Below are 14773 nucleotides of genomic sequence, written 5' to 3' on the forward strand. Positions count from 1 at the left end.
ATCGAGAACTCAGCGCCGGCGTCGCCCTGGAATAGCCTCGGCCACCGCACAGTTGTCAACGCTCAACGGTGTCCACGTCCCCGCGTGGGCTCCGTGGCGAGCGGAGTCGTGGCGTGTCCGCTTCGCCGCAACCAGCACTGGAGGGAGACAGTTCCGGATGTGTAGCGCATGATCGAGGGCGTGACCGACCTACCGAACCCGAGCGTCCCATCCGCTCCGCCCAGTCCATCGGCCATGCGCCGGGCGTTGCGCAGGGCCCGCGACGGTGTCACGTTGAACGTGGACGAGGCCGCGGTGCTGTTGCACGCGACCGGCGACGATCTCGCCGACCTCTGTCGCAGCGCCGCGCGGGTGCGCGATGCCGGGCTGGCGTCCGCCGGGCGTCCGAACACGATCAGTTATTCCCGCAACGTCTTCATTCCGCTGACCCGGCTGTGCCGGGACAAATGCCACTACTGCACCTTCGTCACGGTGCCGGGCAAGTTGCGCGCCGAGGGCAAGGGCATGTTCCTCGAACCCGACGAGGTGCTCGACATCGCTCGCCGCGGCGCCGCGCTCGGCTGCAAGGAGGCGCTGTTCACGCTGGGCGACCGGCCGGAGGATCGCTGGCCGGAGGCCGCGCAGTGGCTGGACGAGCGCGGCTACGACTCCACGCTGGACTACCTGCGCGCCGTGTCGATCATGGTGCTGGAGGAGACGGGCCTGCTGCCGCACCTCAACCCCGGCGTGATGTCCTGGGAGGAGATCGCGCGGCTCAAGCCGGTGGCGCAGTCCATGGGCATGATGCTGGAGACCACCTCCACCCGGTTGTTCACCGAGAAGGGCAACTGCCATTACGGCAGCCCCGACAAGGACCCGGCCGTCCGGCTGCGGGCCATCACCGACGCGGGCAGGCTCTCGGTGCCCTACACCACGGGCATCCTCGTCGGCATCGGCGAGACGATGGCCGAGCGGGCCGAGTCGATCATGGCGATTCGCAAGCAGCACAAGGCGTTCGGGCACATCCAGGAAGTCATCGTGCAGAACTTCCGCGCCAAGGACGACACCGCCATGCGCGACGTCCCGGACGCGGGCCTGGAGGAATTTCTCGCCACCATCGCCGTCACCCGCGTCCTGCTCGGGCCGGACGTGCCGGTGCAGGCGCCACCGAACCTCGTCTCGCATGCCGAGTGCCGCGCGCTGATCGAGGCGGGCATCGACGACTGGGGCGGCGTCTCGCCGGTGACGCCCGACCACGTGAACCCGGAGCGGCCGTGGCCGAACCTGGACACCCTGCGGGAGATCACCGAGGCTGCGGGCTATCAGCTGGTCGAGCGGACCTCCGCGCACCCCAAATATGTGCGGGCGGGTAACCCGTGGGTCGACCCGCGAATCGGCGCGCACGTCGCGGCGCTCACCGACCCGGTGACCGGGCTGGCGAAGCCGGACGCGATCCCCGCCGGGCTGCCCTGGCAGGAACCGGAGGAGTCCTGGGAGTCGGCCGGACGCGTCGACCTGAACACCGCCATCGACACCCAGGGCCGCAACACCGAGGCCCGCAGCGACGCGGCGCTGGGACAGGACATCGTCGGCGCCTTCGGCGACTGGGACACCATCCGCGAACAGGCGCGCGACCTCGCCGTCACGGCGCCGCAGCGGCTGGACGCCGACGTGCTCGCTGCGCTGCGCGCCGCCGAACGCGACCCGGCGGGGCTCAGCGACGCCGAATACCTCGCGCTGGCCACGGCGGACGGCGCGGAGCTGGACGCGGTCGCCGCGCTGGCCGACCGGCTGCGCCGCGACACCGTCGGCGACGACGTCACCTACGTGGTGAACCGGAACATCAACTTCACGAACATCTGCTATACCGGGTGCCGGTTCTGCGCGTTCGCCCAGCGCAAGGGGGACGCGGACGCGTTCACCCTGAGCACGGAGGAGGTCGCCGACCGCGCCTGGGAGGCGCACGTCGACGGTGCCACCGAGGTGTGCATGCAGGGCGGCATCGACCCCGACCTGCCGGTCACCGGGTATGCGGATCTGGTGCGGGCGGTCAAACGGCGGGTGCCGTCGATGCATGTGCACGCCTTCAGCCCGATGGAGATCGTCAACGGCGCCTCGCGCGGCGGTCAGAGCGTGCGGGACTGGCTGGTCGCGCTGAAGGAAGCGGGCCTGGACACCATTCCGGGCACCGCCGCGGAGATCCTGGACGACGAGGTGCGCTGGGTGCTCACCAAGGGCAAATTGCCCACCTCGGCGTGGATCGACGTGATCACCACCGCGCACCGGATCGGCATCCGGTCCAGCTCCACCATGATGTACGGCCACGTGGACAATCCGAAGCACTGGGTCGGGCATCTGCGCGTGCTGCGCGGAATCCAGGACGAGACCGGCGGCTTCACCGAATTCGTGCTGCTGCCGTTCGTGCATCAGAGCGCGCCGCTGTACCTGGCGGGCGCCGCCCGTCCCGGGCCGACCAACCGGGACAACCGCGCCGCGCACGCGCTGGCCAGGATCATGCTGCACGGCCGGATCCGTAACATCCAGACCAGCTGGGTCAAGCTCGGCACCACCGGGACCCGGGTGATGCTCGAGAGCGGGGCCAACGATCTGGGCGGCACGTTGATGGAGGAGACCATCTCCCGGATGGCGGGCTCGCAGCACGGTTCGGCGAAGACCGTCGCCGAACTCGTGGAGATCGCCGCGGGCATCGGGCGACCGGCCCGGGAACGGACGACGACCTACGGCGTGCCCGAGCACAAGAGGCTCTCCGCTGCCTCGGGACTGCAGGCCGTGCTGGTGGAGTGACTCGTGGGGTGGCTCGCTCGTCGACGACGGCGAGCCACCGATAGGCGATAGGCGTCACCCCGGTGCGATCGGTTCTCGGGTCCGCCGCAGGCGACCGAGACCGGCGCAATGACCGATCGGTCGCGGCGCACTCCGTCGTTACCTCGGACTTCGAGGTCCGCACCGCGCACGGCGGGTGGCGGAGTCGATTTCGTCCCTCGCGCCGTCGTGCGCACGGCCGGAAGTTAGGGCAGGCTGACCAGTAGTAACGTGGGGTGCCGGGATAGGGTTTCGCCGGGCGGACCATCCCGCAGGCGAGGACAGACTAGGAGAGCGGCAGTGCCGTACATCATCGCTGAACCGTGCGTTGACGTGAAGGACAAGGCATGCATCGAGGAATGCCCCGTGGACTGCATCTACGAGGGCGGCCGCATGCTGTACATCCATCCCGACGAGTGCGTGGACTGTGGTGCATGTGAGCCGGTGTGCCCGGTGGAGGCGATCTTCTACGAAGACGACACCCCGGACCAGTGGAGCGGATACGTGAACGCCAACGTCGATTTCTTCGACGAGCTGGGCTCGCCCGGTGGCGCCACCAAGGTCGGCAAGGTCGACTACGACCCGCCGTTCATCAAGGAACTGCCTCCGATGGCGAGTGAGTGAGATCTGACGTGTCACCGCGTGGCCGGGTGAGCAGCCTGCTACCCGATTTCCCCTGGGACACCATCGCTTCGGTGAAGGTTCGAGCGGCCGCCCACCCCGGCGGGATCGTCGATCTGTCCGTCGGCACTCCGGTCGACCCGGTCGACCCGCTGATCCGGACGGCGCTGAACTCCGTCGCCGAGGTGCCCGGCTACCCGACCACGCACGGCACCCCCGAACTCCGCGCGGCCGCGGTCGACGCGCTGAAGCGGCGTTACGGGATCACCGGCCTCCAGACCGCGGCCGTGTTGCCCGCGATCGGCACCAAAGAGCTGATCGCGGGCCTGCCCCGGCTGCTCGGGCTCGGTGCGGGCGACCTCGTCGTCATCCCCGAGGTCGCCTATCCCACCTATGAGGTCGGCGCGCTGCTGGCGGGCGCGCAGGTGTTGCGCGCCGATGGGCTGACCAGGCTCGGTCCGCAGAACCCGGCGTTGATCTACGTCAACTCGCCGTCCAACCCGACCGGCCGGGTGCTCGGCGTGGAGCATCTGCGCAAGGTGGTCGCCTTCGCCAGGGAGCGCGGCGCGATCGTCGCGTCCGACGAGTGCTACCTGGGACTGGCGTGGGAGGGCCGCGCGGTCTCCTTGCTCGACCCGGAGGTGTGCGAGGGCGACCACACCAACCTGCTGGCCGTGCACTCGCTGTCCAAGACCTCCAATCTGGCCAGCTATCGCGCCGGTTTCGTGACGGGCGACCCCGCGCTGATCGCCGAGCTGCTCGAAGTGCGCAAGCACGCGGGCATGATGGTGCCGTTCCCGATCCAGGCCGCGATGACCGCCGCGCTCAGCGACGACGCGCACGAGGCGCGCCAGCGCGAGCGGTATCGCGCGCGCCGTGACGTGTTGCGGAAGGCGCTGGAAGGCGCGGGTTTCCGGATCGATCACTCCGAGGCGGGCCTGTATCTGTGGTCCACCCGCGGCGAGTCCTGCCGGACCACCCTGGACTGGCTGGCCGAACGCGGCATCCTCGCCGCTCCGGGCGACTTCTACGGCCCCGGCGCGAGCGAGCACGTGCGGATCGCGCTCACCGCGACGGACGAGCGGATCGCGGCGGCGGCCGAACGCCTGGCCGGCTGACCGGCAGCGCTGCGACGCAGGCCAGCTCGCTCGATCGGCGGCCTCCCTGATTCCGGGTGTGTCGGCACCCGTGCGCGCCTGCGCGCGCGAGCTAGCCTGAGGTATGGACGCTGTCACGGTTGTCCCCACGCCCGGCAACGAACCGGTGCACTCCTACGCGCCGGGAAGTCCGGAGCGGGAGCTATTGCTTGGCAAACTCGCCGAACTGTCCGCCGAGCCCGTCGAGGTGCCGCTGGTGATCGGCGGCAAGCATCGCCCCGGCATCGGTGAACGGCACGACATCGTCGCACCGCACCGACGTCGCCACGTGCTGGGGACCTACACCGATACCACGCATTCGGAAGCGCACGCGGCCATCGACGCCGCGATGACGGCCGCCCCGGGATGGCGGGCCCTGCCGTTCGAGGAGCGCGCCGCGGTACTGCTGCGCGCCGCCGACCTGCTGGCCGGACCGTGGCGGGAAACCGTCGCGGCCGCCACCATGCTCGGGCAGTCGAAATCGGCTCAGCAGGCGGAGATCGACGCGCCGTGCGAGCTGGTCGACTTCTGGCGCTTCAATGTCGCATTCGCGCGGGGAATCCTGGAACAACAGCCGCAGTCCAGCGCCGGAGTGTGGAACCGGATGGACTATCGGCCGCTGGAAGGATTCGTCTACGCGATCACGCCGTTCAACTTCACCGCGATCGCCGGGAATCTGCCGACCGCGCCCGCGCTGATGGGCAACACCGTGGTGTGGAAGCCCTCGCCGACGCAGACGCTGTCGGCTTTCCACACGATGCGGTTGCTGGAGGCGGCGGGCCTGCCGCCCGGCGTGATCAACCTGGTCACCGGTGACGGGGTGCAACTGTCGGAGGTGGCGTTGGCCGATCCACGGCTGGCCGGGATCCATTTCACCGGTTCCACCAAGACATTCCAGTATCTCTGGCAGCAGGTCGGCGCGAATGTCGGTCGCTACCACGGCTATCCGCGCCTGGTCGGGGAGACCGGCGGTAAGGACTTCATCGTCGCGCACTCCTCGGCCGACCCTGCCGCGCTGCGCACCGCCTTGGTCCGCGGAGCCTACGAGTATCAGGGCCAGAAGTGCTCGGCGGCCTCGCGCGCCTACATCGCGCGGTCGGTCTGGCGCGCGATGGCCGACGAATTCCTGCACGACACCGGCGAACTGAGTTACGGCGACGTCGCTGATCTGTCGAATTTCGGTGGGGCGCTGATCGATCGGCGCGCATACGACAAGAATGTGGCGGCCATCCGGCGCGCGGTCGACGCGGGCGTCACCGTCCCGGTCGGCGGAACCTACGACGACACCGAGGGCTGGTTCGTCCGGCCGACCGTTCTCCTGGCGGACAATCCACACGACGAATCGTTCTGCACCGAGTACTTCGGGCCGATCCTGTCGGTGTACGTCTACGACGACAGCGAACCAGGCGCCTACAGCGCGATATTGGCCGAAGTCGAGGCGGCGGCGCCCTACGCGCTGACCGGCGCGGTGTTCGCACAAGACCGGTACGCGATCGAAGAGGCCGACGCCGCGCTGCGATTCGCGGCGGGCAACTTCTATGTCAACGACAAGCCCACGGGTGCGGTGGTGGGGCAGCAGCCGTTCGGCGGGGCACGCGCCTCGGGCACCGACGACAAGGCGGGCTCGCCGTTGAACCTCTTGCGCTGGGTCGCGCCGCGGACGATCAAGGAGACCTTCGTGCCGCCGGTCGAGTACCGCTACCCGCACATGGGGTGACTAAATCAGCGGCTTGCCCTGCCGCAGCCGCCTGCGCAGGTCGAAGTGGTAGGCGTTGAGCGGGAACATCCGGGCCGGCTTCGGCAGTCGCCGGTGCACCGCGCCGATGGCCCGCAGCAGCCGGTCCAAGCGACGCTGGTCGCGGTCGCTCCAGGTCATGCCCATCTCGTTTCGCAGGTGCTGGGGAAGCAGCCCGGTGACGATGAAACGCTGCAGTCCGGCGAAGGCCACCTGCACCGGGCGCGGCATCATCTTCAGATCGATCAGCCCGTTGAAGTACTCCCGCAGCTCCGGCTCGATCCCGCGCAGCTTCAGGTTCTCGTCCCAGTACCGCTGGAACGCCGCGCGATCGGCAGGCCACATCTCCGGCCGCATCTGCAGGGTGGTGCCCAGCCGCGCGGCGTAAGCGTAGAAGGCGTCGGCGGTGGCGGGGTCCATCGGGCCGTGCATGCGGGTGTAGAGGTCATCGATGCCCCAGTACAGGCAGGCGGCGACCCACAGTTGGAGGTTCGGATCGAAAGCGTTGTACTTCACCGGGCTCGTCGCCGTGGAGCGCACCGACCGGTGCGACACGTTGACGGCCTCGCGGTAGGCGTCGCGTTCGTCGTCCGATCCCAGCAGCGCGACGGCTATGTAGGTCAGTGTGGTGCGCAGCCGTTTGATCGGATGCAGCGTGACCTTGCCGCTGTCGACGGTGCTCTCCAGGACGCCGCGGCCCACCGGGCGCAGGCTCAGCTGCATGATGACGTTGGCGGCGCCGCCGAGGAAGGCGGCGATGCCGTCCACGTACTCGGTGACGGTCTCCGGGGTGAGAGCCGGGCTCGGGTCCGGCTCGTGTTCGGCGGTGCGCAGCGGCGCGGTCATCGTCGACCTCGTCTTTCCTGTCCGCCCGATCCCGGAGAATCGGTCGATGAGAAGATTATGCCCTAACATTCTCATCGACTCGCACACCTGTCAATGACACGTAACGGCGGTGACGGTATGCGATGCTGAAAGTGTCATCGTTTCGCTATCGCGATAGGGTTGAGCCATGGCCAGGCTGACCAGACTGCTGCCGCTGGTGCGCAGCGCTGCACCCGAGGATCGCAACCAGGCGCGGGTATTGGACGCGGCGCTGCTGGCGTTCCTCGACTTCGGCATCAAGCGCACCAGCATGGTGGAGGTGGCGCGCCGCGGCGGATTGTCCCTGGCCACGCTCTATCGCCGCTTCGCGAGCAAGTCCGATCTGATCAGGGCCGTCGGGCTGCGGCAGACTCGCGATTTCATCGAGGAGGTCGACGCCGCGCTCCAGCGCCAGGTGGACCGGAACGCGAGCGCGCAGGACCAGATCGTCGAACTGTTCGCCGCGTTCATCAACGGCTTGCGCGGAAATCAGCTGATCCACCGACTGCTGGCCACCGAGCCCGAATTGGTGCTGCCCTACCTCACCACCCAGGGGGCCCCGGTCATCGAACTCGGCCGGGACTACCTCGCCGAGTTCATCACGCGCTTGCAGCGGGAAGGCAAACTGCCGGAATACGATCCGGAGCCCTTGGCCGAGATGATCGCTCGCACCGCGCTGTCGTTGGCGCTGACGCCGCAGACCGTCATCCCGCTCGGTGACGACGCGTCGATACGGCAGTTCGCGCGCGACCACGTCGTGGTGTCGTTCCGGGTGCGCTGAACCGGGCTCAGCGAGGCTGGGCGAATCCCAGGATCATCGCTCCGAGCGCGGCCATGACGTCCGCGGTCTGCTCGGCCGCCGTGCCGCGGGTGTGCGCGGTCACCGCGAAACCGGGGCCGTAGGACGCCGAGGCCACCTCCGGCTCCCCGGCATCCGACCAGCCCCATTTGGTGCCCTGCACGAACGGCCAGCGCGCGGTGCCCCAGTCCTGTTCGGTGCCGTCTCGGGCTGTCGATCCCGCCGCGGCCATCCATTCGAAGATCGGCGATCCCGGGTCCGTGCGCAGTTTGGTGGCGAGGAAGTCCGACACATCCGCGGCGCTGGTGGCTCCCGCGCCCCAGTTCGGCCCGGGCGCCGTCTCGTGCAAGCCGTATTCGGCGGCGATGGCGGCGATCGCCTGGGGATACTTCGCCTCCATCACGGTCGCCGCTCCATCATCGGAATAGCGAATCATTTGCTCGCTGAGCATGCGGTCCTCAGGCGAGCCGTCGCCGTGGCGCAAGGCGTAATCGGCCAAGAACAGTTTGGCCAACGACAGGCTCGCGCGCGACTCGTGTTCGTTCGCCGTGCCCCAGCCGATGCCGACCGACGTGCGGACCGAGAGAGCCGTGCGCGGCGGAATCGCGGCTACCTCGGTCTCTGCCGGGGGCTCTGCGCAGGCGACCGGCGCGGCCAGGGCCAGGAACGCTCCCGCGACGAGGGCGGTCGTCGTCATTCGACAGCGCATCTTCTCCTCCTGGCTCGCGGCGGCGACGGTCCGTCGATCGGGTGGATGAGATCCGATTGCCCAGAGATTGCTCTGCGAAACGGCGCGCGCGTTCGCTCACACCAGGCGCAGACCGAGCAGCCGCCGGACGCGCATGTCGAGGAGGCAGGCGTTGAGGGGGAAAGCGCGGACCGGGCGCGGCAGCCGGGACTCTGTCGCCCCGACCGCGTGCAGGATGCGGGCGAGCGCGCGCTCGTCGCGATCGGTCCAGGTCATGCCCATTTCCTCGCGCAGGTGCGGGGGCAGCAAGCCGGTCACGAAGAAGCGGTGCAGGCGCCCGAACGCCAGCTGCGCGGGTCGCGGGAGCATGCGCAGATCGATGAGGTCGTCGAAATAGGCGCGGATCGTGGGGTCGATGCTGGTCTTCGCGAGGTTCGCGGCCCAGTACTCGTCGAAGGCCCGACGGTCGGCGGGCCACATCGTTTCGGGCATCTGGAGGGTGGTGCCCAGCCGGGCGCCGAGGTGGTAGAACGCATCGGCGGTGGCATCGTCCATCGGGCCGTGCATCCGCTCGTAGAGATCCCGCGCCCCCCAATGCAGGCAAGCCGCGACCCAGAGTTGCAGCTCGGGGTCGAAGGCGTTGTAGCGCACCGGACTCGAAGCGGTCGAGCGGACCGGGCGATGCGAGACGTTCACCGCTTCCCGGTAGGCGGCGCGCTCCTCGTCGGTGCCGAGCATCGCCACGGAGAGGTAGGTCAGCGTGGTGCGCAGCCGTTTGACCGGGTGCAGCATGACGTTTCCGCTGTGCACCGTGCTTTCCAGCACGCCGTAGCCGACCGGCGGAGTGCTCAGTTGCATGACGACGTTGGCCACGCCTCCGAACAGGCCGGCGACGCCGTCGATGTACTGCCCGATGTCGAAGGAGTCCGGCGGTTTGGGGCGATGCGTCGCGGGAAGTGACCTGGTCATCGTCGACCTCGCAGTACTGAGAGAGCTATGCGACAACGGTCTCACCACGTCAGTGGGAGTGTCAACCGTCACATTCGTGCCCGGTTCGGGCAGGACGCCGCTACTTCGCCGCGGACCCGCGAAGTAGCGTGAGCGAATGCCGTTCGGTCCGCCGCTGCTGCTCAGCTCCCTGAACCCGCTCGCCGACGCAGGTGGAGCGGACATCCCCGACGCCGTCACCATCGACGGAACCACTCTGTCGCGCAGTGACCTGCTCGGCGCGGCCACTTCGGTGGCCGAACGCGTCGCGCGTGCGGAGCGCGTGGCGGTGCTGGCCGAGCCGACCGTGGAGACCGTGCTCGCGGTGGTCGGCTGCCTCATCGCGGGCGTCACGGTCGTGCCGGTGCCCCCGGACTCCGGCACGGCGGAGCGGGCGCACATCCTCGCGGACTCGGGCGCCCAGGCGTGGCTGGGCAAGGCGCCGGAGGGCGCCGGCCTACCCGTGGTGCCGGTGCGGCGACATGCCAGGTCGTGGCACACCTATCCCGAACCGGACCCCGCCGCCACGGCTTTCGTGCTGTACACCTCCGGCACCACGGGCTTGCCCAAGGGGGTGCTGCTCAGCCGGGGCGCGATCGCCGCCGGTCTGGACGCCCTCGCCGAGGCATGGGCGTGGACCGCGAGCGACACTCTGGTGCACGGACTTCCGTTGTTCCACGTGCACGGGCTGATCCTCGGCGTGCTGGGCCCGCTGCGCGTGGGCAGTCCGCTGATCCACACCGGCAAGCCGACGCCGCAGGCGTACGCGGCGGCCAAGGGGTCGCTGTACTTCGGTGTGCCCACCGTCTGGTCTCGGGTGGTCGAGGACCCGGACTCGGCGAAGCAGTTGGCCGACGCGCGGTTGCTCGTCTCCGGGAGCGCGCCGCTTCCCGTGCCGGTGTTCGAACGACTGCGCGAGCTGACCGGGCACGCGCCGGTCGAGCGTTACGGCATGAGCGAGACCATGATCACGCTGTCCACCCGGGCCGACGGTGAGCGCAGGCCCGGCTGGGTCGGCACGCCGGTGCGCGGGGTACGCACCCGGCTGCGCGACGAGTCCGGCGCGCCGGTCCCGCACGACGGCGAGAGCATCGGCGGCCTCCAGGTCTCCGGGCCCATGCTCTTCGACGGCTACCTGAACCGCCCGGAGGAAACCGCGCAGACCTGGACCGCCGACGGGTGGTTCCGGACCGGCGACGTCGCCGCCATCGATGAAGAGGGCTTCCACCGTATCGTCGGCCGGGAGTCGGTGGACCTGATCAAGTCCGGCGGCTACCGGGTCGGCGCGGGCGAGGTCGAGACGGTGCTGCTCGGTCATCCCGCGGTCGCGGAGGCCGCGGTGGTCGGCCTGCCCGACGACGACCTCGGCCAGCGCATCACCGCCTTCGTCGTGCTGCGCGGAGCCGCGACCGAGCGCGAACTGATCGACCATGTGGCGGCGGAGCTTTCGGTGCACAAACGCCCGCGCGAGATCCGGGTGGTCGACGCGCTGCCGCGCAACGCCATGGGCAAGGTGCAGAAGAAGAAGCTGAGCTGACCGCGGGGATTGACCTCGAGCTAGGTAGAGGTTCTACGGTCGGCGCATGACTTCCACCCTGACGTCCGAACAGATCGACTACCTACACACCCAGCGCCTGGGCAGGCTGGCCACCGTGCGCCCCGACGGCACCCCGCAGAACAACCCGGTCGGCTTCCGCTACAACGCCGACCTCGGCACCATCGACATCGCGGGTTGGAACATGGGCGCGTCGTGGAAATTCCGCAACCTCGCCACCAACGACCGCGTCGCGTTCGTCGTCGACGACGTCGCCTCGGTCCAGCCCTGGCGCGTCCGCTGCCTGGAGATCCGCGGCACCGCCGAAGCACTCACCGACGTCGACCCCTACATCTCCGGCGTCTCCCGCGAAATGATCCGCATCCACCCCCACCGAGTCATCGCCTTCGGTCTCTCCGACGAACAACCCGCCCGCACCTGATCCACCCGACCTGTCGAAGTCCGAGCGGATCCGGAATCGGCAGAGGCCGCCTCGAAGACATATCACCTATGATCGGGCAATGCCCCCCGCGAGTCCTCGGCCTGCCGGCGACCCGCACCGTGTGATCACCGGACCAGAGGGCGTCGTCGAAGTCATCGTCAGCTTGAACGAGTACCAGCAGCTCGAAAAGGCGCGTGAGGAGCTTCGTCATCTTCGCCGAGAACGGACTCGCAGCGCGATTGCGGCGCAGATGCGCGACGGAATAGCCCAGTTCGAGGCCGACCCGGACGCCTTTCGCACCTTGACTCGGGAAGATCTGCTGCGGCCGGACGTCTTTGATCGGCCGTAGGGTCCTCATCGAAGTCGGTCCGCGAGCCGAAACAGATATACGAACTGCCGGAGAAATTGCGCTTCAAGATGCGCTCCGCATTGCTCGACCTCTTGGACGATCCGCTGCCGCTTGCGAAAGGGGCCATCCCATTTCGTGCCGATGGCGACGAGATACCGGACGCGTACGAGTGGGACATCGGCGGCGTGACGATCTTCTACAACTTGATCGAAACCGGCCCGCTGTTGGTCCAGATAATCATCCAAGTCGTCCTCGTTGATGCGCTCTGACGGGCCGTTACCGGCACCCGGTCAATGCCGGAAAACCTCGCGAGCGGCACATGGCTGCGTACGAAACCGCTTCACCATGTGCCGCTCGCGGAAGTTCTAGTCGTTGGCGTGCAGGTCGGCGTTGAGTTCGATGCCGGTGCCCTTGCGGGGGACGACCTCGACGGCGCCGGTGGTGGAGTTGCGGCGGAACAGGAGGTTGTCGCGGCCGGCCAGTTCGGCTGCCTTGACCAGGGTGCCGTCCGGCGTGGTGACCTTGGTGCCCGCGGTGAGGTAGAGGCCCGCCTCCACCACGCAGTCGTTGCCGAGGGGGATGCCAAGGCCGGAATTCGCGCCGAGCAGCGACCGCTCGCCGATGGAGATGACGGTCGTGCCGCCGCCGGACAGGGTGCCCATGGTGGACGCGCCGCCGCCGATGTCGGAGCCGTCGCCCACCACGACGCCCGCGGAGATCCGGCCCTCGACCATGGACGCGCCGAGGGTGCCGGCGTTGAAGTTCACGAAACCTTCGTGCATGACGGTGGTGCCGGAGGCCAGGTGCGCGCCGAGCCGGACCCGGTCGGCGTCGCCGATGCGGACACCGGAGGGCAGCACGTAGTCGACCATGCGCGGGAACTTGTCCACGCTGTACACCGTGACCGGGCCGCGGGCGCGCAGCTTGGCGCGGGTGGTCTCGAAGCCCTCCACCGCGGCGGGACCGTGGTTGGTCCACACCACGTTGGTCAGCAGGCCGAACTGGCCGTCCAGGCTCACCTCGTGCGGCTTGACCAGGCGATGCGAGAGCAGGTGCAGGCGGAGGTAGACGTCGTGCGCGTCGACCGGTGCGGCGGACAGGTCGGCGATCGTGGTGTGCACCGCGATCACGTCGACCCCGCGCGCGTCGTCGAAGCCGAGCAGCGCCGCGTACTCGGCGGGCGCCTCGTCCAGGCGCTTGGTGCCGGTCTCCGCGAACTCGCCGAGCTGCGGGTTCGGGTACCACGTGTCCAGCACGGTCCCGTCGGCGGTCACGTTGGCGATACCGATTGCTGCTGCTCCCTGGATGCTCACGGCCTAGAGGTTACCGACCCGCGCCGGGCGACGGTGCGGCTGCTCCGGAGACCGCCCTCACGTCTCCGGCCTGCGCCACTTCACGCGCCTTCCCCCTGAGCAGCGTCCGGCCGAGTACGACCGCGGCATCGCCGCGGGCGACCGACGAGGACGGCATCGGGTTCCACCCGCGACGCGGGCCGTAGCGAATAACGCGCGCACGGCGCGCCGTCCGGACAGGAGCTGCCGCAGCACGCCTGTACTGGTCGGTGGACGCTCCTGCGGCGTACGGGTGCCCGGTGGTGGGCGCTGCCGAGGCACACCGGTACCGCCCTGCGGGAAGCGGCGGTCGTAGGGTGAAGCGCGTGACCATCGACCTGCATGCCGACCCGATCACACTGACCGCCGCACTCGTCGACATCCCGAGCGTCTCGCGTGACGAGGCGGCCATCACCGACGTGGTGGAGCGGGCGCTGCGGGAGCAGACGACGGGGTTCGAGATCCTGCGGCACGGGAACGTGGTGCTGGCCCGCACCCACCGCGGGCTGCCGACCCGGGTGATCTTGGCGGGGCATCTGGACACCGTGCCCATCGCCGACAACGTGCCCGGCCGGTTCGAGGTCGGCGCGGCGGGTGAGCGGGTCCTCTACGGCTGCGGCTCGGTGGACATGAAGTCCGGCGACGCGGTCTTCCTGCACCTGGCCGCGACGATCGCCGACCCGGTGCACGATCTGACCCTGATCTTCTACGACGGTGAGGAGATCGCCGCCGAGTTCAACGGCCTCGGGCACATCGAGCGCGATCTGCCCGAGTGGCTCACCGGAGATCTCGCCGTCCTCGGCGAACCGTCCGCGGGCTGGATCGAGGCCGGTTGCCAAGGCGTGCTGCGCATCGGTTTGCGCACCGCGGGCGTGCGCGCGCACTCGGCGCGTGCCTGGCTGGGCGACAACGCGATTCACCGGCTGGCCCCGATGCTGCAGCGGCTGGCCGACTACCGCGCCAGGGAAGTCGACATCGACGGCTGCGTCTATCGCGAGGGCCTGTCCGCGGTCCGGGTCGAGGGCGGCGTGGCGGGCAACGTCGTACCGGATGCCGCCGAGTTGGAGGTCAACTTCCGTTTCGCTCCCGACCGCACCGTCGACCAGGCCGTGGAGCACGTGCGCGAGGTCTTCGCCGGGCTCGAGCTCTCGTTCGAGGTGATCGATTCGGCGCCGGGCGCACTGCCCGGGCTGACGGCTCCGGCCGCCAAGGATCTCATCGCCTCGGTACAGAGTCACGGCGGCGGTGGTGTGCGCGCGAAGTACGGCTGGACCGACGTCTCGCGTTTCGCGGCCCGCGGCATCCCCGCCGTCAACTTCGGGCCCGGCGACCCCAACCTCGCACACAAGCGCGACGAGCACGTTCCCGTGGAACAGATCACTGCCGTCACCGCCATGCTGCGTAGCTACTTGAGCGGCACTCCGGACTGAGCGGCTCGGCGCGGATACGCGCGGGCAGGGTCGCCGTATTCGATGCGGCCGGGTC

Annotated in this window: 14 protein-coding genes; 10 read left to right on the forward strand and 4 right to left on the reverse strand. The window is 69.2% G+C overall.

From position 1 onward, the window contains the following. Positions 1 to 168: 168 nt before the first annotated feature. From GVY64_RS29135 to pruA, 4 genes are all read left to right on the forward strand, one after another. A complete protein-coding gene (locus GVY64_RS29135) occupies positions 169 to 2784 on the forward strand; it encodes a bifunctional FO biosynthesis protein CofGH (protein WP_159848314.1) in 2616 nt (871 codons plus the stop codon). A 318-nt stretch (positions 2785 to 3102) separates the two neighbouring features. Beyond that, positions 3103 to 3426, forward strand: a complete 324-nt coding sequence (fdxA, locus tag GVY64_RS29140) for a ferredoxin (protein WP_014987978.1) — start codon at positions 3103 to 3105, stop codon at positions 3424 to 3426. Positions 3427 to 3452: 26 nt separating this feature from the next. After that, the gene (dapC, locus tag GVY64_RS29145) at positions 3453 to 4541 is read left to right on the forward strand and encodes a succinyldiaminopimelate transaminase (protein ID WP_236567323.1); all 1089 of its coding nucleotides are present in this window, start codon (positions 3453 to 3455) and stop codon (positions 4539 to 4541) included. A gap of 103 nt (positions 4542 to 4644) precedes the next feature. Beyond that, positions 4645 to 6276 (forward strand): L-glutamate gamma-semialdehyde dehydrogenase, encoded by a 1632-nt coding sequence (gene pruA, locus GVY64_RS29150; RefSeq protein WP_159848317.1) that lies wholly within the window; start codon positions 4645 to 4647, stop codon positions 6274 to 6276. Here the strand turns inward: pruA and GVY64_RS29155 are convergent, their stop codons facing one another. Beyond that, the gene (locus tag GVY64_RS29155) at positions 6277 to 7140 is read right to left on the reverse strand and encodes an oxygenase MpaB family protein (protein WP_159848320.1); all 864 of its coding nucleotides are present in this window, start codon (positions 7138 to 7140) and stop codon (positions 6277 to 6279) included. It lies immediately after the preceding gene. Between the two features lie 166 nt (positions 7141 to 7306). Between GVY64_RS29155 and GVY64_RS29160 the strand changes: the two genes are divergently transcribed. Further along, a complete protein-coding gene (locus GVY64_RS29160) occupies positions 7307 to 7939 on the forward strand; it encodes a TetR/AcrR family transcriptional regulator (RefSeq protein ID WP_159848323.1) in 633 nt (210 codons plus the stop codon). Between the two features lie 7 nt (positions 7940 to 7946). Here the strand turns inward: GVY64_RS29160 and GVY64_RS29165 are convergent, their stop codons facing one another. Next, positions 7947 to 8654: a hypothetical protein gene (locus tag GVY64_RS29165; RefSeq protein ID WP_236567324.1), complete on the reverse strand. Its 708-nt coding sequence runs from the start codon at positions 8652 to 8654 to the stop codon at positions 7947 to 7949. Between the two features lie 108 nt (positions 8655 to 8762). Next, complete coding sequence (locus GVY64_RS29170) at positions 8763 to 9614, reverse strand: oxygenase MpaB family protein (protein ID WP_159848329.1); 852 nt, start codon at positions 9612 to 9614, stop codon at positions 8763 to 8765. 136 nt (positions 9615 to 9750) lie between these two features. On the opposite strand from GVY64_RS29170, the gene GVY64_RS29175 reads away from it, so the two are divergent. The 4 genes from GVY64_RS29175 (at position 9751) to GVY64_RS29190 (ending at position 12226) form a co-directional block, all read left to right on the forward strand. Further along, a complete protein-coding gene (locus GVY64_RS29175) occupies positions 9751 to 11169 on the forward strand; it encodes an acyl-CoA synthetase (RefSeq protein WP_159848332.1) in 1419 nt (472 codons plus the stop codon). A 46-nt stretch (positions 11170 to 11215) separates the two neighbouring features. Continuing rightward, a complete protein-coding gene (locus GVY64_RS29180) occupies positions 11216 to 11608 on the forward strand; it encodes a PPOX class F420-dependent oxidoreductase (protein ID WP_159848335.1) in 393 nt (130 codons plus the stop codon). A gap of 121 nt (positions 11609 to 11729) precedes the next feature. Continuing rightward, positions 11730 to 11957 carry a hypothetical protein gene (locus GVY64_RS29185; RefSeq protein ID WP_159848338.1) on the forward strand — a complete coding sequence of 76 codons (228 nt, stop codon included), beginning with the start codon at positions 11730 to 11732 and terminating at the stop codon, positions 11955 to 11957. Between the two features lie 56 nt (positions 11958 to 12013). Next, positions 12014 to 12226 (forward strand): hypothetical protein, encoded by a 213-nt coding sequence (locus GVY64_RS29190; protein WP_159848341.1) that lies wholly within the window; start codon positions 12014 to 12016, stop codon positions 12224 to 12226. Positions 12227 to 12322: 96 nt separating this feature from the next. Here GVY64_RS29190 and dapD read toward each other — a convergent pair whose 3' ends face one another. Beyond that, complete coding sequence (gene dapD, locus GVY64_RS29195; RefSeq protein ID WP_159848344.1) at positions 12323 to 13270, reverse strand: 2,3,4,5-tetrahydropyridine-2,6-dicarboxylate N-succinyltransferase; 948 nt, start codon at positions 13268 to 13270, stop codon at positions 12323 to 12325. A 344-nt stretch (positions 13271 to 13614) separates the two neighbouring features. Here dapD and dapE point away from each other — a divergent pair, with 344 nt between their 5' ends. Continuing rightward, entirely contained in the window at positions 13615 to 14718 is a 1104-nt protein-coding gene (gene dapE / locus GVY64_RS29200) for a succinyl-diaminopimelate desuccinylase (RefSeq protein WP_159848349.1), read from the forward strand. Positions 14719 to 14773: the final 55 nt, after the last annotated feature.

The sequence above is a fragment of the Nocardia sp. CY41 genome, from assembly GCF_009829325.1.
Taxonomy (GTDB): Bacteria; Actinomycetota; Actinomycetes; order Mycobacteriales; family Mycobacteriaceae; genus Nocardia.

Excerpts from the sequence above, each read along its gene's own strand:
- GVY64_RS29170 (WP_159848329.1), bottom strand. The coding sequence starts at position 9,614 with ATGACCAGGTCACTTCCCGCGACGCATCGCCCCAAACCGCCGGACTCC.
- GVY64_RS29180 (WP_159848335.1), top strand. The coding sequence starts at position 11,216 with ATGACTTCCACCCTGACGTCCGAACAGATCGACTACCTACACACCCAG.
- GVY64_RS29135 (WP_159848314.1), top strand. The coding sequence starts at position 169 with ATGATCGAGGGCGTGACCGACCTACCGAACCCGAGCGTCCCATCCGCT.
- GVY64_RS29155 (WP_159848320.1), bottom strand. The coding sequence starts at position 7,140 with ATGACCGCGCCGCTGCGCACCGCCGAACACGAGCCGGACCCGAGCCCG.
- GVY64_RS29165 (WP_236567324.1), bottom strand. The coding sequence starts at position 8,654 with ATGACGACGACCGCCCTCGTCGCGGGAGCGTTCCTGGCCCTGGCCGCG.
- pruA (WP_159848317.1), top strand. The coding sequence starts at position 4,645 with ATGGACGCTGTCACGGTTGTCCCCACGCCCGGCAACGAACCGGTGCAC.
- GVY64_RS29160 (WP_159848323.1), top strand. The coding sequence starts at position 7,307 with ATGGCCAGGCTGACCAGACTGCTGCCGCTGGTGCGCAGCGCTGCACCC.
- GVY64_RS29175 (WP_159848332.1), top strand. The coding sequence starts at position 9,751 with ATGCCGTTCGGTCCGCCGCTGCTGCTCAGCTCCCTGAACCCGCTCGCC.